This window comes from Streptomyces sp. L-9-10, assembly GCF_004151105.1.
Classification (GTDB): domain Bacteria; phylum Actinomycetota; class Actinomycetes; order Streptomycetales; family Streptomycetaceae; genus Streptomyces.
This window is the reverse complement of record NZ_PHRF01000035.1, coordinates 223,201-240,925: the sequence shown is the minus strand read 5'-3', so window position 1 is coordinate 240,925 and position 17,725 is coordinate 223,201. Positions and strand designations below refer to the sequence as shown.

The following is a 17,725-nucleotide window of genomic DNA, read 5'->3' as shown; positions in this document are numbered from 1 at the left end:
AGTCGATCGCTGTCTGACCCGTCGGGGCACCGCGTGCGCTCCGACACCTGGAAGCTATGCCCCGGACGAGGCGAAAAGGCCGACCCATAACGCGGCGTTGACCTGGGGAGACCTCATCTTGACGCGATCCTGGCGCCACGCCACGCCACGCCGCACCGGCGCGTGACGGTCTCGGTGACCGGCCCCCGGACCCGCCAGGCCCGCTCGGGCCCGTCCGGGCCCTCAGTCCGCGCGGCCCGTCACCGCGACCGTCACACCGAGCCCGATCATCGCGCAGCCGCCCGCGCCGCCCACCGCCGACAGCCGGCGCTCCGAGCGGGCGAACCAGGTGCGCGCCGCCGCCGCGCCCAGCCCCCACAGCGTGTCCGTGACCAGACCGATGGCGATCGGTACCAGCCCGAGCAGCAGCATCTGTACGGGAAGGTGACCCGCGGAGTGGTCCACGAACTGCGGCAGCACGGCCGCGAAGAACACCACACCCTTCGGATTGGTGATCCCCACGACGAAGCCGTCCCCGACGGTACGGAGATCACCGCGCGCCGGGCCCGCGGGCGCCGCCATGGCCGAGGCGCGCATGTCCTCGCGGTGCCGGAACGCCTGCACGCCCAGGAACACCAGATAGGCCGCGCCCGCCAGCTTCACCGCGAGGAAGACGGTCACCGACCGTTCGACGAGCGCGCCGATCCCCAGCGCGACCGCCACCACCAGGGCGTACGAACCGATCACATTGCCCAGCACCGTCGCCATCGCCGTGCGCCGGCCGTGCGCCAGCGCGCGGCCGATCACGAACAGCACACTCGGCCCCGGGATCACGATCACCAGCAGGGACATCGCGGCGAATGCCAGGAAACGGTCCGTGGACACCATGTCAGCACCTCCAGTCGCATATGCGGGCACAGTCTGACGCGAAGGCCGGGGACGGTGCCAGGCCCGTGCGGCGAGCGTCCGCGAAGCGGAGCCCGGAGCGGCGCGGTGGAGGCCGGTGGCCGTGCGGTCAGGCCCGCCCGCCGCGGTGGAGGCCGGTGGCCGGGGCGGCAGGCCCGCCCGGCGCGGCCGAGGTCAGGGCAGCAGGCCCGCCCGGCGCGCCGCCACCACCGCCTCCAGCCGGGTGTGTGCCCCCAGCTTGCGCATCGCCGCGCGCAGATACCCCTTCACCGTCTCCGGCCGCAGCCCGAGCAGTTCGGCCGCCGCCGCGTTGGTCGACCCGGACGCCACGCAGGTCAGGACGTCCACCTCGCGCGGCGCCAGCGCGACCGGCGTACGGCGCGGCGCGCTGCCCGCCGGGTCGGACGCGCCTCCCGGGTCCGACGCGCCCGCCAGACGCCCGCAGACGCCGAGCAGTTCCGCGCGCAGCTCCGCGTCGACGACGCGCGGCGCCAGCGCCCGCAGATCGCTGTGGGCCGCGCGGACCTCCTCCCAGGCCGCGGGTCCGGGCGTGGGCTCGCGGCTGACGTCGAGCAGCCGCCGCACCTCGTCCCGTACGACCAGCGCCTGTTCCACGTCCCGCGCGGCGGCGACCGCCGCGTCGAAGGTGCGCTCGCCGATCGGCAGGGCGCTGCGCAGGGCTCCGTACAGCACCCCGCGCACCTCGCGCCGTACGACCACCGGCACCGCGAGCACCGAGCGCAGGCCCTCCGCCGCCACCGCCGCGTCGTACTCGTGGCTGATGTGCCGCGCCTCGCGGTAGTCGGTCACCGCGCACGGCCGGGACAGCGCGATGGACTTGCCGCCCAGGCCGTTGCCGGCGGAGATCCCCAGGCCGCGCAGCGCGCCCGTCGACGCGCCGTTCAGCTCGGCGATGTCCATCCGTCCCGCCTCGTGCAGCAGCCCGCCGAACGCCACCGGCAGCCCGGTCGTCCTGCGCAGCCGCAGCAGCGCGGCCCGCATCTCCGCCGCCTCGACCGGCTCGGCCACGCCTCTTCCTCCCGTCGCCACCGTCCCTCACCCCCATCCGGGGGTGGTGAGACCCGCGTCACTGATTACACGATGTCAGAGAGCGTCCGGCAATGAGGAGGACACATGACGGCGAGGAAGCCGAGGACGGCCGACATTCCGGCCGATCCGACCGAGCGGTTCCGGGCGGCCAGGGACTTCCTCCTGGCGCACCGGGAGGACTACGCGACGGCGTACGCGGGCTTCGACTGGCCGCGCCCCGAGCGTTTCAACTGGGCGCTGGACTGGTTCGACCGGATCGCCGAAGGCACGGACGGGCGGGGGAACGACCGTGTCGCCCTGCATATCGTCGAGGAGGACGGCCGCCGTGTCCGCGTGACCTTCGCCGAGCTGTCCGCCCGCTCCAACCGTGCCGCCAACTGGCTGCGTGAGCAGGGCGTACGGGCCGAGGACCGTGTCGTCGTCATGCTCGGCAACCAGGTCGAGCTGTGGGAGACCGCGCTCGCGGCGATGAAGCTGCGGGCCGTCGTCATCCCCGCCACCCCGCTCCTGGGCACCGCCGATCTGCGCGACCGTATCGAACGCGGCCGGGCCGCCCATGTGATCGTCCGCGCCGAGGACACCGGGAAATTCGACGCGGTACCGGGCGGTTTCACCAGGATCGTGGTCGGCGCGGGCCCGGAAAGCGGCTCCGCGGGCGCCCCCGAGGGCTGGTCCTCGTACGAGGAGGCGTACGACCGGTCCGCCGTCTTCGAGCCGGACGGCGTCACCCACGCGGACGATCCGCTGATGCTGTACTTCACCTCCGGCACGACCGCCCGCCCCAAACTGGTCGAGCACACGCATGTCTCGTATCCGATCGGCCATCTCGCGACGATGTACTGGATCGGGCTCAAGCCGGGCGACGTCCATCTGAACATCGCCTCGCCGGGCTGGGCCAAGCACGCCTGGTCGAACCTCTTCGCCCCCTGGAACGCCGAGGCGACCGTCTTCGTCCACAACTACACACGCTTCGACGCGGCGAGGCTGATGGCGGAGATGGACGGCGCGGGCGTCACCAGCTTCTGCGCCCCGCCCACGGTCTGGCGGATGCTGATCCAGGCCGATCTGACCCAGCTGCGCACACCGCCGCGCGAGGCCGTCGCGGCGGGCGAGCCGCTCAACCCGGAGGTCATCGAGACGGTCCGGCGCGCGTGGGGCGTGACGATCAGGGACGGCTTCGGCCAGACCGAGACGGCCGTGCAGGTCGCCAACTCCCCTGGCCAGCCGGTCACATCCGGGTCCATGGGGCGGCCGACGCCCGGCTTCAAGGTCGAACTGCTCGACCCGGTCACCGGCGCGCCCGGCGCACGGGAGGGCGAGATCGCGCTCGATCTCTCGGCCCGTCCGGTCGGCCTGATGACGGGCTACCACGGTGACCCCGACCGTACGGCCGAGGCGATGGCCGGCGGCTACTACCGGACCGGTGACATCGGCGCGCGCGACGCGGACGGCTACATCACCTACATCGGCCGCAGCGACGACGTCTTCAAGGCGAGCGACTACAAGATCTCGCCGTTCGAGCTGGAGAGCGCGCTGCTGGAGCACGAAGCGGTCGCCGAGGCCGCGGTCGTCCCGGCGCCCGATCCGGTGCGGCTCGCCGTGCCGAAGGCGTATGTCGTCCTCGCCGAGGGCTGGGAGCCGGGCCCCGACACGGCGAAGGTCATCTTCGCCCACTCGCGGGCGGTCCTCGCGCCGTACAAGCGCGTGCGCCGGCTGGAGTTCGCCGAACTGCCCAAGACCGTGTCCGGGAAGATCCGCCGGATCGAACTGCGGGAGCGTACGGCCCAGGGATCCGGCGCCGAGTACGACGAGGGGGACCTGCGATGACGACGGCGGGCGCCGCGACGGTGAACTCGTACACGCACGGCACCGGTACGACCCCGCTGCTCGGCGACACGATCGGCGCCAACCTCGACCGGGCGATCGCCGCCTTCCCCGACCGGGAGGCGCTGGTCGACGTCCCTTCCCAACGGCGCTGGACGTACGCGGAGTTCGGCGCCGCGGTCGGCGAACTGGCGCGGGCGCTGCTCGGACGCGGCGTGGCGAAGGGCGACCGGGTCGGGATCTGGGCGGTCAACTGCCCCGAGTGGCTGCTCGTGCAGTACGCGACCGCCCGGGTCGGCGCGATCATGGTGAACATCAACCCGGCCTATCGCGCGCACGAGGTGGAATTCGTGCTCCGCCAGTCCGGGATCTCCGTGCTCGTCGCCTCCCTCGCCCACCGGACCAGCGACTACCGCGCCCTCGTCGAGGAGGTCCGGGCGCGCTGCCCCGAACTGCGCTCCGTGCACTACATCGGTGACCCGAGCTGGCACGAACTGCTCGCGACCGCAGGTGAGGTGACGGAGGATCAGCTCGTCGCGCGCGAGGCCACGCTGTCCTGCGACGACCCGATCAACATCCAGTACACCTCCGGCACCACCGGCTTCCCCAAGGGCGCCACCCTCTCCCACCACAACATCCTCAACAACGGCTATTTCGTGGGCGAGACGGTCGGCTACACGGAACAGGACCGCGTCTGTCTGCCGGTGCCCTTCTACCACTGCTTCGGCATGGTCATGGGCAACCTCGGCGTCACCTCCCACGGCGCGTGCGTGGTCATCCCGGCGCCGTCGTTCGAGGCCGGGGCCACACTGCGCGCGGTCGAACGGGAGCGCTGCACCTCGCTGTACGGCGTCCCGACGATGTTCATCGCGGAGCTGAACCTCCCCGACTTCGCCTCGTACGATCTCTCCTCGCTGCGCACCGGCATCATGGCGGGCTCGCCCTGCCCGGTGGAGGTGATGAAGCGCGTCGTCAGCGAGATGAACATGGCCGAGGTCTCCATCTGCTACGGCATGACCGAGACCTCACCGGTCTCCACCCAGACCCGGCGCGACGACGATCTGGAACGCCGCACGGGCACGGTCGGCCGGGCCCTGCCGCATATCGAGGTCAAGGTGATCGATCCGGTCAGCGGGGTGACACTGCCGCGCGGCACGGCGGGCGAGCTCTGCACCAGGGGCTACAGCGTGATGCTCGGCTACTGGAACGAGCCCGGGCGTACGGCCGAGGTCATCGACGCGGGCCGCTGGATGCACACCGGCGATCTGGCGGTGATACGCGAGGACGGCTACGCCCAGATCGTCGGCCGGATCAAGGACATGATCATCAGAGGCGGCGAGAACGTCTCTCCCCGGGAGATCGAGGAGTTCCTGTACGGCCACCCGAAGGTCGCGGACGTACAGGTGGTCGGTGTCCCCGACGAGAAGTACGGGGAGGAGATCCTGGCCTGTGTGATCCCGCGCGACCCGGCCGATCCGCCGGCCCTGGCGGACATCGTGTCGTACTGCCGGGAACGGCTCGCGCACTACAAGATCCCGCGCCGGATGGAGATCCTGGCCGAGTTCCCGATGACGGTGAGCGGGAAGGTGCGGAAGATCGAGCTGCGCGAGCGGTTCTCGGGGCCTTCGGGAGCCTGACCGGTCTCGGTGTGCGGGTGTGCGGGTGTGCGGGTGTGCTCCCGTGCCCGGGTGCCCGCGTGCCCGGCTGCTCACGTGTCCGCGTTCTCTCGCCTATGTCGGAGAGCGCGTCGCATGCAGACGCGCGGCCAGCGGTCCAGGCCGTGTTCGGCTTCCGCACGGCGGATCTCCCGCAGCCCGTCGGTGAGTTCGTCCTCCGCGAGGGTACGGAAGCCGAGCCGCGCGTAGTACGGGGCGTTCCAGGGGACCTCGGCGAACGTCGTCAGGGTGAGGGCGGGCAGTCCCGCGTGGACGGCCCGTTCGGCGAGATGCCCGAGGAGCGCGCGGCCGACGCCCCGGCGGGCGGCGTCCGGGTGGACCGAGACCTGTTCGACATGGGCCGCCCGGTCGACGGTGTCGTGGATCAGATACGCGACGGGCCGGCCGGTCCCGTCATCCGTCACCCAGGCGCGGCCCGCCCGCCGGTAGCGCTCCAGCAGATCGAGCGCGGGCGGCGCGTCATCGGCGATCGCGGCCATCCCCAGCGCGCGGAACGGTTCGCCCGCCGCTCGTTCGATGTCCTGGAGAAGCGGGAGGTCGGCGGGGTCGGCGGGACGAATGCGCATGACGTGATTATGGCGCGGGCCGTGACCGTCGCTTCTACGGGTAGTGCGCCCCGGTCTACGGGTAGTGCGCCCCGGCCGAGACCAGCTCGTCCGCCGGGCCGTTGACGGGCTGCGGCGTGCCGGTGAGGTCGAGGACGAAGAGCGGGAGGCCGAGAGCGTCCGCACGGGCGCGGGCGTCGGCCGCGTACCCCGCGAGGGAGAAGTAGACGCTCGTCGCCGACGCGTTCATGCCGTCGAGCCAGAGGCATTCGACGGAGCGCAGGGACGCCGGGCCGGTGGTCGGGTCGACCTGGGCGACCACATCGGGTCCGCGCAGACCGGTGCCGGGCGGCGCGCTGATGCCGGACGCGGGCGGCTCTCCGGACTCGACGACGCTCTTGAAACCGAGCCAGCGCAGATAGAGCGCGGCCGTGGTCACCGCGTCACGGGCCGTACGGACCGGCACGGGGCGGAACGCGGGGCGCGGCGCGGCGGCGGTGCGGGGCAGCGGGATATGCGCGGGGTGCTCGTGGACGGGCCGTTCCGACGCGGACGGTTCCTGGACGGGCCGTTCCGCCGGGGGCCGCTCGGGGGCCTGGGGCTCGGGAGCAGGCTCCCCGGCCGTCGTCGGCCGGGCTGTCACCGGCCCGGGTGTCGCGGGCCCGGCCGGCACGGGCTCGTGTGCCGCGGGCTCGTGTGTGGCCGGCCCGGGTGTCGCCTGCTCCACCGCGATCCGCAGCATCGCTCCGCACGGACAGCCCAGCTCCGGCCGTGGCCACTGGCCCTCACGCGCGCAGGCCGTACAGCGGACCGTCACCCACTCGTCCGCCCAGGCGCGCCGGGTGACCGTCTCCACCGGGGCGCTTCCGGGCAGCGCCGGTGCCACCGGAGCGCCGCACGCGCACGGATAGACCGACGCCGTCAACGTATGGCGGCTGCCGCACGACGGACAGCACACCGAAACGCCCTCTCCCATCCCGACCTCCCCGTTCATCGTCCACCAAGGGCGGCCCGTGGGGGAGGGTCTTCGCCGATCCCTTGACGTCGTACCGCGAGGACCTTAGATTGATTCCGGATAGTAGAATAAAACTTCCGCATCACGGAATTAGTGCTCTCAGGTGGCGCGACAGAGCCCTGATCCGCCGGCCGAAGCAGGAGCACTTCATGCCTCGAATGACCGCTGCCCGAGCGGCAGTTGAGATCCTCAAGCGCGAAGGCGTCAGCAACGCGTTCGGTGTGCCGGGCGCCGCGATCAACCCCTTCTACGCCGCCCTCAAGGCCGCGGGCGGGGTGCATCACACGCTCGCCCGCCACGTCGAGGGCGCCTCGCACATGGCCGAGGGCTACACCCGTACGCACCCGGGCAACATCGGCGTCTGCGTCGGTACGTCCGGGCCCGCGGGCACCGACATGATCACCGGCCTGTACTCCGCGATCGGCGACTCCATCCCGATCCTCTGCATCACCGGCCAGGCGCCGACCGCGGTGATCCACAAGGAGGACTTCCAGGCCGTCGACATCGCCTCGATCGCGCGGCCGGTCACCAAGGCCGCGACGACCGTCCTGGAGGCCGCGCAGGTCCCCGGCGTCTTCCAGCAGGCCTTCCACCTCATGCGCTCCGGACGCCCCGGGCCGGTCCTCATCGACCTGCCGATCGATGTCCAGCTCACCGAGATCGAGTTCGACCCCGAGACCTACGAGCCGCTGCCGGTCTTCCGGCCGGCCGCCACGCGCGCGCAGGTCGAGAAGGCCGTCAGGATGCTGAACGCGTCCGAGCGCCCGCTGATCGTCGCCGGGGGCGGTGTCATCAACGCCGACGCCTCCGGCCTGCTGGTCGAGTTCGCCGAACTCACCGGCACGCCGGTCGTGCCGACCCTGATGGGCTGGGGCGCCATCGCCGACGACCACGAGCTGAACGCCGGCATGGTGGGGCTCCAGACCTCGCACCGCTACGGCAACGCCACGTTCCTGGAGTCCGACTTCGTCCTCGGCATCGGCAACCGCTGGGCCAACCGCCACACGGGCAAGCTCGACGTCTATACGCGCGGACGCACCTTCGTCCATGTCGACATCGAGCCCACCCAGATCGGCAAGATCTTCGCCCCTGACTACGGCATCGCCTCGGACGCCGGGGCCGCGCTCACGCTCTTCGTCGAGGTGGCGAAGGAACTGAAGGCCGCGGGCGAACTGCCCGACCGCACCGCGTGGGCCGCCTCCGCGCGGGAACGCAAGGCCACGTTGCACCGGCGTACCCACTTCGACAACGTGCCGCTCAAGCCGCAGCGCGTGTACGAGGAGATGAACCGCGCGTTCGGTCCCGAGACCCGGTACGTCACCACCATCGGCCTCTCCCAGATCGCCGGCGCGCAGATGCTGCACGTCTACAAGCCGCGCCACTGGATCAACTGCGGCCAGGCCGGCCCGCTCGGCTGGACCATCCCCGCCGCGCTGGGGGTGGCCACCGCCGACCCCGAGGCCACGGTCGTCGCGCTCTCCGGCGACTACGACTTCCAGTTCATGCTCGAAGAGCTGGCGGTCGGCGCGCAGCACCGCATCCCGTATGTGCACGTGCTGGTGAACAACTCGTATCTGGGCCTGATCCGCCAGGCGCAGCGCAACTTCGACATCGACTTCCAGGTCAACCTGGAGTTCGAGAACCTCAACTCACCTGAGCTGGGCGTCTACGGCGTCGACCATGTGAAGGTCGCCGAGGGCCTGGGCTGCAAGGCGATCCGGGTCACCGAGCCCGACCAGCTGCTGCCGGCCTTCGAACAGGCCAAGAAGCTGGCCGCCGAGTTCCGTGTGCCCGTGATCGTCGAGGCGATCCTCGAACGCGTCACGAATATCGCGATGAGCGGCAGCGACATCGCGAGCGTGAACGAGTTCGAGGGCCTCGCCACCGAGCCGTGGCACGCGCCCACGGAGATCCTGCCGCTGACCTGACCCTGACCCGGCGGCAGCGAGGGCCTCGGCACCGGAGCGATCCGGTGCCGAGGCCCTCTGCCGCGTCAGCCGCCCCGTGGTGACCGCCCCGTACGGGCCGGTTCGGGCGGCCGGTCACCCGCCACAGCCCCCGCATCCGCCGCAGCCCCCGCAGCCGCCGGAGTCCGGCCCGGACTTCCCCTTCGGCTCCGGTTCCTTCGCGCCCGAGGAGTGCGCGCTCGCGGAGCCGTCGGCCCACCAGCTGTGGCCGCTCTCCCCGGCTCCGGCACCGGCGTCCGGTCCCGTCGGTTCCGCGTCCGTGGTGACTCCGCTCATCACCATCAACAGCACGCCCCCGAGGACGCCGAGCCAGACCAGTCCGGAAGGCCCCGCGCCGGAAACGGCGGAGCCGACCCCGATGACGAACGCCCCGATCCCCGACACGGCGAGCACGGGAGCGGCCCTCCGCCACAGTGTCTTCACAGCCCCAGTGTCCGCCCGGCACCGGGCACGCGAAAGAGCGTGGAGCACGGGAATCGTCCGTACTCCACGCTGCGCGCGGGGTGTTGAGGGGCAGGGAGGTCAGGACCGCGGCGGCGGCGACGGGAGACGCGCGGCCCTTCCCTCAGGCCGGGAAGAACCGCCGTTCCCTTCACCACCGCACTGGCTCGCGCGCCGCCGCGGTCCTTTCGCTGCCCGTACCGCCGGCCACCCCTCATACGGGGCCGGTGGTACGGGACGACGCACGGGAGCTGACCTCCCGTCATCTCCCGTGCGTGGCTTGTCGGTCCTCGCGCGCTGTGCGGACCGCGTCCTCGGCGCGCCGGCCGTACCCCCGGTCCGTCTCGCGGGCGCCGGGGGATGGGTTCCGGGCGGCGGCGACGCTTGGGCGCGACAGGACAGGTGTCAGCGCCACCGCTGCCCGGAGATCAAGGGGAGCCGGAAAGCCGTGGAGCCCCGGCGGCCGGACCGGCCGGGCTCAGACGTCGGCGCCGGAGAGGCGCTCGACCGAGCGCAGCAGCGCGGAGTGGTCGAGCCCGCCGTCGCCCTGCGCGCGCAGGGAGGCGACGAGTTGGGCCACCATGGCGCCCACGGGGAGCGCGGCGCCCACATTGCGGGCGGCGTCGGTGACGATGCCCATGTCCTTGTGGTGCAGATCGATCCGGAATCCGGGCTTGAAGTCGCGGTTGAGGAAGTTGTCCTTCTTGCGGGTCAGCACGGTCGAACCGGCCAGCCCGCCGTTGAGGACGTCCAGCGCGGCGGCGAGGTCCACGCCGGACTTCTCCAGGAAGACCACGGCCTCGGCGCACGCCTGGATGTTCACGGCCACGATCAGCTGGTTGGCGGCCTTCACCGTCTGGCCCGAGCCGTGCGGCCCGCACAGCACGATGGTCTTGCCGAGCGCCTCCAGCAGCGGCTCGGCCTCGTCGAAGTCGGCCCGTTCACCGCCGACCATGATGGAGAGGACCGCCTCGACGGCGCCCGCCTCGCCGCCGGAGACCGGGGCGTCCAGCACACGGATGCCCTTCTCGGCCGCGTTCTTCGCCAGGTCCACCGATGTCCGCGGGGTGATGGACGACATGTCGATCAGCAGCGCGCCGGACCGGGCGTTCGCGAGGATGCCGTTCTCTCCGTACGCGATGGCCTCGACCTGCGGGGAGGCGGGCACCATCGTGACGATCACATCGGCGTCCCGTACGGCCTCGGCGATCGAGCCCGCGGCCGTACCACCGGCCGCGGCCAGCCGGTCCAGCTTGTCCCGCTCCAGCGTGAAGCCGGTCACGGAGTAGCCGGCCTTGATCAGGTTCTCGGACATGGGGGAGCCCATGATGCCGAGACCGATCCACGCGATCGTGGGGAGATTACTCATCAGGGTGCCTCTTTCGATACCCGCGCACATCGCAACACGCGCGTGAATACGGTCGGTTGGCGGGCCGGCGGTCGGGAACCCGGGCCCTGTCGGGCCGGTCAGGCCCCCGCGGCGAGCCAGTCGAAGGACTCGGCGCTCGGCCGGTCGCCCGGCTTGTACTCCAGGCCGACCCAGCCGGTGTACCCGGCCTTGCGCAGCCGGCCGAGGAGATCTCCGAGCGGCAGCGATCCGGTACCCGGCGCACCACGGCCCGGGTTGTCCGCGATCTGTACGTGGCCGGTCCTCTCGGCATAACGGTCGATGACCTCGTTCAGGTCCTCGCCGTTCATCGACAGGTGGTAGAGATCGAGCAGGAACGCGGCGTTGCCGAGACCGGTGGCCGCGTTGACCCGGTCCACGACCTCGACCGCGGAGGGAGCGCTCACCAGGGGGTAGAGAGGGGACTCCGGCTTGTTGAGCGCCTCGATCAGCAGGATCGCCCCGACCCGGTCGGCCGCGTGGGCCGCCCGTACGAGGTTCTCCAGGGCCAGCTCGTCCTGCGCCCGCGGATCGACGCCCTCGACACGGTTGCCGTACAGCGCGTTGAGGGCCTTGCAGCCGGTGGCGGCCGCGAAGTCGGCCGCGACCTCGATATTGGCGACGAACCGGTCGGACTCCTCGCCGGGCACCGAGAGCGCCCCGCGGTCCGGGCCGGGCAGCTGTCCGGCGTAGAAGTTCAGCCCCACCAGCCGCGTGCCCGCGTCGTCGAGCGCCTTCTCCAGGGCGTCGAGCTCGGCCTGTGGCGGGGTGGGGGTGTCGGTCCAGGGCCACCACAGCTCCACCGCGTCGAAGCCGGCCGCCGCCGCGGCGGCGGGGCGCTCCAGCAGCGGGAGTTCGGTGAAGAGGATGGACAGGTTCACATCGAAGCGCTGCTCGGTGCCGCGCCCGTTCGTGAGGAGAGGGGCCATGAGGAGTCAGGCGCTCCTTCCGTATTGCGGAAGTTATCTTCTGCTTGATGGAAGACTGCCCGGGTGGCTCGGGGGCTGTCAAGAGGGCTCCCGGAATTCGCCGCCCGCGCAGTAGGTTGAGCGCGTGCGATTGAGAGTGGAGTTCACGACCGAGCCCTTCGACCTGGACGAGGCGCCCGCCCACGCGCTGGTGGCCCGGGAGGTCGTCCAGGGTGCCGAGCTGGACGCCGTGGACGTCGGCCCGTTCGGCAATACGGCGGAAGGCGGCGCGGACGCGGTGCTGGGCGCGGTGGACGCGCTGCTGCGCCGTTCGCTGGCCGCCGGGGCGACCCGGGTCTCCCTCCAGGTCAATGTGATCGAGAGCGGTCATGTGATCGGGAGCGGTGGTGTGGCCGGGAGTGGTCGTGTGGCCGGGGATGACCCTGTGGCCGGGCACGGCCCCGCGGCCGGGCACGGGGAGAACGGCTGATGGCCGAGCCGCTGGACCACCCCTTCGTCGCGGCGGTCAAGCCGCTGGTCGACGCCATGGGCGGCGAGCTGATGGCGCCCGGCGAGGCCCAGCCCGACGATGTCGTACTCGCCTGGGAGGGTGAGGAACTGCTCGCCGTGCGGCTGCCCCAGCTGTCCGACTCCCTGGACCACATCCTGGCCGCGCTGGAACGCCGGCACGGCATGCCGCTCGCCGAGCTGGACCGCAAGTCCAAGCAGTCGGTCGTCCGGATACTGGAGGCGCGCGGTGCCTTCTCCGTACGGCACGGCGTCGAGACGGTGGCGAGCGCCCTCGGGGTCAGCCGCTTCACCGTCTACAACTACCTGAACAGGGAAAACGCGCGCGAAAGTGCGCGGGAAAGCACGGCCGGGGGCGAGTAGGACCCGGCGCCGGGTTTTCGTATACGAGATTTCAACAAAGTGTTGACGCGGTGTTGCCGAGGGCGTTAGCTATGCGAAGCCCGCCCAGCACAGCCACGGAGGCTCCCGTGACGTCGACACCGCAACCGGGCCTCACCCGGTTCAACACCTCGCCCGACAGCGTGGCTCTGGCCGCACTGCACGAGGTGTGCGCCAGCCGGGTGTGGGGGACCCAACTCCTCGCCCGCCGCCCGTACACCGGCCTGAACGCTCTCCTCGCCGCCAGCGACACCGCGACGGTGGCGCTGGACGGCGCGGATCTGGCCGAGGCGATGGCGGGACACCCGCCGATCGGCCGGCCGAAGCCGGGAGACCCGGCCTCCGCCCGTGAACAACGGGGGATGGCCGGTGCCCCGGAAGCGCTGAAGGCCGAGATGCTCGCACTCAACCTGGCCTACCAGGAGCGGTTCGGACATGTCTTCCTGATCTGCGCCACCGGCGCCACCGGTGAGCAGCTGCGCGACGCGCTGAAGACCCGGATGGGCCACACACCGGAACGGGAGCGTGCGATCGTGCGCACCGAACTCGGCAAGATCAACCGGATCCGGCTGACCCGTCTCGTAGCGGAGGACGACGACTCATGAGCACCGCCACCACCGCCTCGGTGTCCACGCACATCCTGGACACCAGCATCGGACGCCCCGCGAAGGGCGTCACCATCTCGCTCGCGGCCCGCGGCGGCCCCGGCGCGCGCTGGGAGACGCTCGGTGGTTCGCGTACCGACGGCGACGGGCGCTGCAAGGACCTGCCGGCCCTGCCGGAAGGCACCACACAGGTACGTCTCGACTTCGAGACCGAGGCGTACTTCATCAGCAAGCAAGAAGCCGAGGCGCAGCAGGACGCCCCCCGCGCAAGGGACAGCGGTGTGTTCTTCCCGGAAGTGGCGATCGCCTTCGCCGTCGTTCCCGGCGAGCACTATCACGTACCGCTGCTGCTCAACCCGTTCGGCTACTCCGTATACCGAGGGAGCTAGCAGACATGACCGATCAGTCCCGCCCGAGCCGCCCTGTGATGCTCGGACAGAACCAGTACGGCAAGGCGGAGAACCGCGTCGTCAAGATCACGCGGGACGGCGACACCCACCACATCAAGGACCTCAACGTCTCCGTCGCGCTCTCCGGCGAGATGGAGGACGTCCACCACTCCGGTTCCAACGCGCATGTGCTGCCGACGGACACCACCAAGAACACGGTCTACGCGTTCGCCAAGGAACACGGCGTCGAATCGGCCGAGCAGTTCGGAATCCATCTCGCCCGGCACTTCGTCACCAGCCAGGAACCGATCAAGCGGGCACGTATCCGGATCGAGGAGTACTCCTGGGAGCGCATCGGGACGTCGGACACGCCGGACGCCAACTCCGGGTTCACCGGCGCCGACGAGGCCAAGCACTCCTTCGTCCGCAAGGGCCAGGAGACCCGGCTCGCCCAGATCACCTTCGACGGCGAGCGCTGGCAGGTCATCTCGGGTCTGAAGGATCTGACCGTGATGAACTCGACCCACTCCGAATTCCGGGGCTACGTCAAGGACAAGTACACAACGCTCAAAGAGGCGCACGACCGTATTCTCGCGACCGAGGTGTCCGCCAGGTGGCGTTACAACTGGTCGAGCGACGACGCGCGCACGCCGGACTGGGAGAAGTCCTACGAGCAGGCCAGGAAGCACATGCTCCGGGCCTTCGCCGAGACCTACTCGCTCTCCCTCCAGCAGACCCTGTACCAGATGGGTTCGAGGATCATCGACAACCGCGGCGAGATCGACGAGATCCGGTTCTCGCTGCCGAACAAGCACCATTTCCTGGTGGATCTGGCGCCGTTCGGACTGAAGAACGACAACGAGGTCTACTTCGCGGCGGACCGCCCCTACGGACTGATCGAGGCGACTGTCCTGCGGGACGGAACCGAGCCGCAGATCCCGGTCGATCTGACCAACCTCTGACCCCGTTGCCGGCCCGAACCCAGGAAGAGGAACCGCCATGGCGGCTTCGCGCATCGTCATCGAGAACTGCGCCATCGCGACGGTGGACGCGCACGACACCGAGTACGCCTCGGGACATGTCGTCGTCGCGGACCACCGGATCGAGTCGGTCGGCGCGGGCCCGGCCCCGGCCCGTCTGGAGAACGTGGCCCGCCGTGTCGACGGCACCGGCCATCTGGTCACCCCCGGCCTGGTCAACACACACCACCACTTCTACCAGTGGCTCACCCGCGGACTCGCCACCGACCACAACCTGTTCGACTGGCTGGTCGCGCTCTACCCGACGTGGGCGCGGCTCGACGAGCAGATGGTGCGCACCGCCGCGCAGGGCTCCCTGGCGATGATGGTCCGCGGCGGTGTCACCACCGCGATGGACCACCACTACGTCTATCCGCGCGGTACGGGCGATCTGTCGGGCGCGATCATCGGGGCCGCCGCGGAGATGGGCGTACGGTTCACCCTCGCCCGTGGCTCCATGGACCGCGGTGTCTCGGACGGCGGACTGCCCCCGGACTTCGCCGTCGAGTCCCTCGACGGCGCGCTCGCCGCCACCGAGGCGACCGTGGACACCCACCACGACGCCTCCTTCGACGCGATGACCCAGATCGCGGTGGCCCCGTGCTCGCCGTTCTCCGTCACCACCGAACTGCTCAAGCAGGGAGCGGAGCTGGCGCGCCGCAGAGGCGTCAGACTGCACACCCACGGCAGCGAGACGGTGGAGGAGGAGCAGTTCTGCAAGGAACTGTTCGGGATGGGGCCCACCGACTACTTCGAGTCGACCGGCTGGCTCGGCTCCGACGTGTGGATGGCCCACTGCGTCCATATGAACGACGCCGACATCGCCGCCTTCGGCCGTACGGGCACGGGCGTCGCCCACTGCCCCTCGTCCAACGCCCGGCTCGCCGCCGGGATCGCGCGGGTCCCCGACATGCTGAGGGCCGGCGTCCCGGTCGGCCTCGGTGTGGACGGCACCGCCTCCAACGAGTCGGGCGAACTCCACACCGAACTGCGCAACGCGCTGCTCATCAACCGCCTCAGCGCCCATGGCGAATCGGCGCTCAACGCCCGCCAGGCGCTGCGCCTCGGTACGTACGGTGGCGCTCAAGTCCTCGGCCGCGCCGACCAGATCGGCTCGATCGAGCCCGGGAAGCTGGCCGACCTCGTCCTGTGGAAGCTGGACACCCTCGCCCACGCCTCCATCGCGGACCCGGTGACCGCGCTGATCTTCGGCGCCGCCGCCCCCGTCACACTCTCTCTCGTCAACGGCAGGACCGTGGTGGAGGACAGCCATCTGACCACGGTGGACGAGGACGCCATCGCCCGTGACACACGGAGCGAGGCCCGGCGTCTCGCGCGGATCACCGCACAGGGCTGATCCCGCCGGAGTGTCCGGTCGTGGGGGACGGCCCGCGACCGGAGGCCATGGACCCGAGCGGGGTCCGTGGCAGCCGTGACCGGGAGGTGTCGTACCGCAGCTGCCGGTACCTCACCTCCCGGGACGGTGACATGTGTCCTGTGCCCGCACGCGCAGACAGGTGTACCCACCTCGTAACACCTCCCTGATACCCGCGCCACCGCCGGCGCGTCACCGACCGGAGGAACCGCCGTGCCGACCGAACCCCGAACAGAGCCACTGTCCCCGCCGAAGTCCCCGCCCGCCGGGGCAGCCGACGTCGATCCCCACCGGAAGCATCCGGTCGACGAAAGGCTGCCGCCCGCCAGGATGTTCACCAGCGGCCTCCAGCATGTGGCCGCGATGTACGCGGGTGTGGTGGCCCCGCCCATGATCGTGGGGCCCGCGGTGGGCCTCGACACCAAAGAGACCGCGTTCCTGATGGGCGCGAGCCTCTTCACCGCCGGAATAGCCACCCTGCTCCAGACGCTTGGCTTCTGGAAGATCGGTGCCCGGCTCCCCTTCGTCAACGGCGTCTCCTTCGCCGGTGTGACCCCGATGATCGCCATCGGCAAGGACCGGGGCGCCGACGGACTCGCCGTGATCTTCGGCGCGATCATCGTCGCCAGTGTGCTGGGTTTTCTGCTCACCCCGTACTTCTCGAAGCTCGTCCGCTTCTTCCCGCCCGTCGTCACCGGCACCGTCATCACCCTGATAGGTGTCTCGCTGCTGCCGGTCGCCTTCAACTGGTCCCAGGGCGGCGACGCCGGAGCCGGCGACTACGGTTCGACGCGGAACATAGGGATGGCCGCCCTCACCCTGGTCGTCGTGCTGGTGCTGCGGAAGCTGCTGCGCGGCTTCCTCCAGCAGATCGCGATCCTCATCGGTCTCGTCATCGGTACGGTCATCGCCATCCCGATGGGGATGACCAGCCTCGACGCGATCAAGGACGCCGGTCTCGTCGGCTTCCCGGCGCCGTTCCACTTCGGCGCCCCGCAGTTCGAGATCGCGGCCATCATCTCCATGTGCGTCGTGATGCTCGTCTGCATGACGGAGTCCACCGCCGACATGCTCGCGCTGGGCAGGATAGTGGGACGCCCCGCGGACGAGCGGACCATCGAGGGCGGCCTGCGCGCCGACACTCTCGGCAGCGCCATCAGCCCGCTGTTCAACGGTTTCATGTGCAGCGCCTTCGCGCAGAACATCGGTCTCGTCGCGATGACCAAGGTCCGCAGCCGCTTCGTGGTCGCGGCGGGCGGCGGGATCCTGGTGCTGCTCGGGCTCTGTCCCGTGCTGGCGTCCGTGATCGCGCTCGTACCGCTGCCCGTGCTCGGCGGCGCGGGGATCGTCCTGTTCGGCTCCGTCGCCGCGAGCGGCATCCAGACCCTGGCCACGGCCGCGCTGGAGAAGGGCGAGAACGCGCTGATCGTCGCGGCGGCCGTGGGCATAGGGCTGATACCGATCGCCGCGCCGGACTTCTACCACGCCTTCCCCGAGGACCTGCTGGTGGTGCTGGATTCGGGCATCAGCACGGGATGCGTGGTGGCGATCGTCCTGAACCTGGCCTTCAACCACCTGGGAGCGAGGAGGAGTCCGGACGGCGAGCGAGTGGAAGCGGCACCGGAACCCGCACCGGATTCCGCGCCGGTGGCTCAGACGCTGACATGAACGCGGGCGGCGGGTACGGAGCCGGTGGACCCGGTTCCGTACCCGCCGCGCCGGCCCGACAA

Annotated in this window: 16 protein-coding genes and 1 pseudogene; 10 read left to right on the top strand and 7 right to left on the bottom strand. The window is 70.8% G+C overall.

Annotation, left to right across the window (positions count from 1 at the left end; translation table 11 throughout):
• Positions 1–222: 222 nt before the first annotated feature.
• Complete coding sequence (locus CU044_RS10370) at positions 223–867, bottom strand: LysE family translocator (protein ID WP_129768197.1); 645 nt, start codon at positions 865–867, stop codon at positions 223–225.
• A gap of 192 nt (positions 868–1,059) precedes the next feature.
• The gene (locus tag CU044_RS10365) at positions 1,060–1,914 is read right to left on the bottom strand and encodes a LuxR C-terminal-related transcriptional regulator (RefSeq protein ID WP_129768196.1); all 855 of its coding nucleotides are present in this window, start codon (positions 1,912–1,914) and stop codon (positions 1,060–1,062) included.
• 105 nt (positions 1,915–2,019) lie between these two features.
• Here CU044_RS10365 and CU044_RS10360 point away from each other — a divergent pair, with 105 nt between their 5' ends.
• Complete coding sequence (locus CU044_RS10360) at positions 2,020–3,762, top strand: AMP-binding protein (protein ID WP_129768195.1); 1,743 nt, start codon at positions 2,020–2,022, stop codon at positions 3,760–3,762.
• Positions 3,759–5,396 carry an AMP-binding protein gene (locus CU044_RS10355; RefSeq protein ID WP_129768194.1) on the top strand — a complete coding sequence of 546 codons (1,638 nt, stop codon included), beginning with the start codon at positions 3,759–3,761 and terminating at the stop codon, positions 5,394–5,396. Before CU044_RS10360 ends, CU044_RS10355 begins: the two co-directional genes overlap by 4 nt.
• A gap of 71 nt (positions 5,397–5,467) precedes the next feature.
• On the opposite strand, the gene CU044_RS10350 is transcribed toward CU044_RS10355, so the two are convergent.
• Complete coding sequence (locus tag CU044_RS10350; protein ID WP_129768193.1) at positions 5,468–6,001, bottom strand: GNAT family N-acetyltransferase; 534 nt, start codon at positions 5,999–6,001, stop codon at positions 5,468–5,470.
• 55 nt (positions 6,002–6,056) lie between these two features.
• On the bottom strand, positions 6,057–6,956 hold the full coding sequence (locus CU044_RS10345; protein WP_129768192.1) for a hypothetical protein: 900 nt from the start codon (positions 6,954–6,956) through the stop codon (positions 6,057–6,059).
• A gap of 197 nt (positions 6,957–7,153) precedes the next feature.
• On the opposite strand from CU044_RS10345, the gene gcl reads away from it, so the two are divergent.
• A complete protein-coding gene (gene gcl, locus CU044_RS10340) occupies positions 7,154–8,923 on the top strand; it encodes a glyoxylate carboligase (RefSeq protein ID WP_129768234.1) in 1,770 nt (589 codons plus the stop codon).
• 114 nt (positions 8,924–9,037) lie between these two features.
• On the opposite strand, the gene CU044_RS10335 is transcribed toward gcl, so the two are convergent.
• The 3 genes from CU044_RS10335 to CU044_RS10325 form a co-directional block, all read right to left on the bottom strand.
• Positions 9,038–9,385, bottom strand: a complete 348-nt coding sequence (locus CU044_RS10335; protein WP_129768191.1) for a hypothetical protein — start codon at positions 9,383–9,385, stop codon at positions 9,038–9,040.
• 496 nt (positions 9,386–9,881) lie between these two features.
• Positions 9,882–10,772, bottom strand: coding sequence for a 2-hydroxy-3-oxopropionate reductase (locus CU044_RS10330; protein ID WP_129768190.1), 891 nt, complete (start codon positions 10,770–10,772; stop codon positions 9,882–9,884).
• 98 nt (positions 10,773–10,870) lie between these two features.
• Positions 10,871–11,719: a TIM barrel protein gene (locus CU044_RS10325; RefSeq protein ID WP_129768189.1), complete on the bottom strand. Its 849-nt coding sequence runs from the start codon at positions 11,717–11,719 to the stop codon at positions 10,871–10,873.
• Between the two features lie 124 nt (positions 11,720–11,843).
• Between CU044_RS10325 and CU044_RS10320 the strand changes: the two are divergent.
• The 7 genes and pseudogenes from CU044_RS10320 to CU044_RS10290 form a co-directional block, all read left to right on the top strand.
• Positions 11,844–12,077: pseudogene (locus CU044_RS10320) on the top strand (hypothetical protein); the annotation flags it as partial.
• Between the two features lie 110 nt (positions 12,078–12,187).
• Positions 12,188–12,589, top strand: a complete 402-nt coding sequence (locus CU044_RS10315; protein WP_129768187.1) for a helix-turn-helix domain-containing protein — start codon at positions 12,188–12,190, stop codon at positions 12,587–12,589.
• A gap of 107 nt (positions 12,590–12,696) precedes the next feature.
• On the top strand, positions 12,697–13,212 hold the full coding sequence (uraD, locus tag CU044_RS10310; protein ID WP_129768186.1) for a 2-oxo-4-hydroxy-4-carboxy-5-ureidoimidazoline decarboxylase: 516 nt from the start codon (positions 12,697–12,699) through the stop codon (positions 13,210–13,212).
• On the top strand, positions 13,209–13,601 hold the full coding sequence (gene uraH, locus CU044_RS10305) for a hydroxyisourate hydrolase (RefSeq protein ID WP_129768185.1): 393 nt from the start codon (positions 13,209–13,211) through the stop codon (positions 13,599–13,601). Before uraD ends, uraH begins: the two co-directional genes overlap by 4 nt.
• Before the next feature lie 5 nt (positions 13,602–13,606).
• On the top strand, positions 13,607–14,563 hold the full coding sequence (gene pucL, locus CU044_RS10300; protein WP_129768184.1) for a factor-independent urate hydroxylase: 957 nt from the start codon (positions 13,607–13,609) through the stop codon (positions 14,561–14,563).
• Positions 14,564–14,600: 37 nt separating this feature from the next.
• Positions 14,601–15,977 (top strand): 8-oxoguanine deaminase, encoded by a 1,377-nt coding sequence (locus CU044_RS10295; RefSeq protein WP_129768183.1) that lies wholly within the window; start codon positions 14,601–14,603, stop codon positions 15,975–15,977.
• Positions 15,978–16,235: 258 nt separating this feature from the next.
• The gene (locus tag CU044_RS10290) at positions 16,236–17,663 is read left to right on the top strand and encodes a nucleobase:cation symporter-2 family protein (RefSeq protein ID WP_240045475.1); all 1,428 of its coding nucleotides are present in this window, start codon (positions 16,236–16,238) and stop codon (positions 17,661–17,663) included.
• Positions 17,664–17,725 lie beyond the last annotated feature (62 nt).

Coding starts and splice junctions, on each gene's coding strand:
- CU044_RS10330 (WP_129768190.1), bottom strand. CDS start 10,772: ATGAGTAATCTCCCCACGATCGCGTGGATCGGTCTCGGCATCATGGGC.
- CU044_RS10345 (WP_129768192.1), bottom strand. CDS start 6,956: ATGGGAGAGGGCGTTTCGGTGTGCTGTCCGTCGTGCGGCAGCCGCCAT.
- uraH (WP_129768185.1), top strand. CDS start 13,209: ATGAGCACCGCCACCACCGCCTCGGTGTCCACGCACATCCTGGACACC.
- CU044_RS10360 (WP_129768195.1), top strand. CDS start 2,020: ATGACGGCGAGGAAGCCGAGGACGGCCGACATTCCGGCCGATCCGACC.
- CU044_RS10325 (WP_129768189.1), bottom strand. CDS start 11,719: ATGGCCCCTCTCCTCACGAACGGGCGCGGCACCGAGCAGCGCTTCGAT.
- pucL (WP_129768184.1), top strand. CDS start 13,607: ATGACCGATCAGTCCCGCCCGAGCCGCCCTGTGATGCTCGGACAGAAC.
- gcl (WP_129768234.1), top strand. CDS start 7,154: ATGACCGCTGCCCGAGCGGCAGTTGAGATCCTCAAGCGCGAAGGCGTC.
- CU044_RS10370 (WP_129768197.1), bottom strand. CDS start 867: ATGGTGTCCACGGACCGTTTCCTGGCATTCGCCGCGATGTCCCTGCTG.
- CU044_RS10315 (WP_129768187.1), top strand. CDS start 12,188: ATGGCCGAGCCGCTGGACCACCCCTTCGTCGCGGCGGTCAAGCCGCTG.
- CU044_RS10295 (WP_129768183.1), top strand. CDS start 14,601: ATGGCGGCTTCGCGCATCGTCATCGAGAACTGCGCCATCGCGACGGTG.
- CU044_RS10350 (WP_129768193.1), bottom strand. CDS start 6,001: ATGCGCATTCGTCCCGCCGACCCCGCCGACCTCCCGCTTCTCCAGGAC.
- CU044_RS10355 (WP_129768194.1), top strand. CDS start 3,759: ATGACGACGGCGGGCGCCGCGACGGTGAACTCGTACACGCACGGCACC.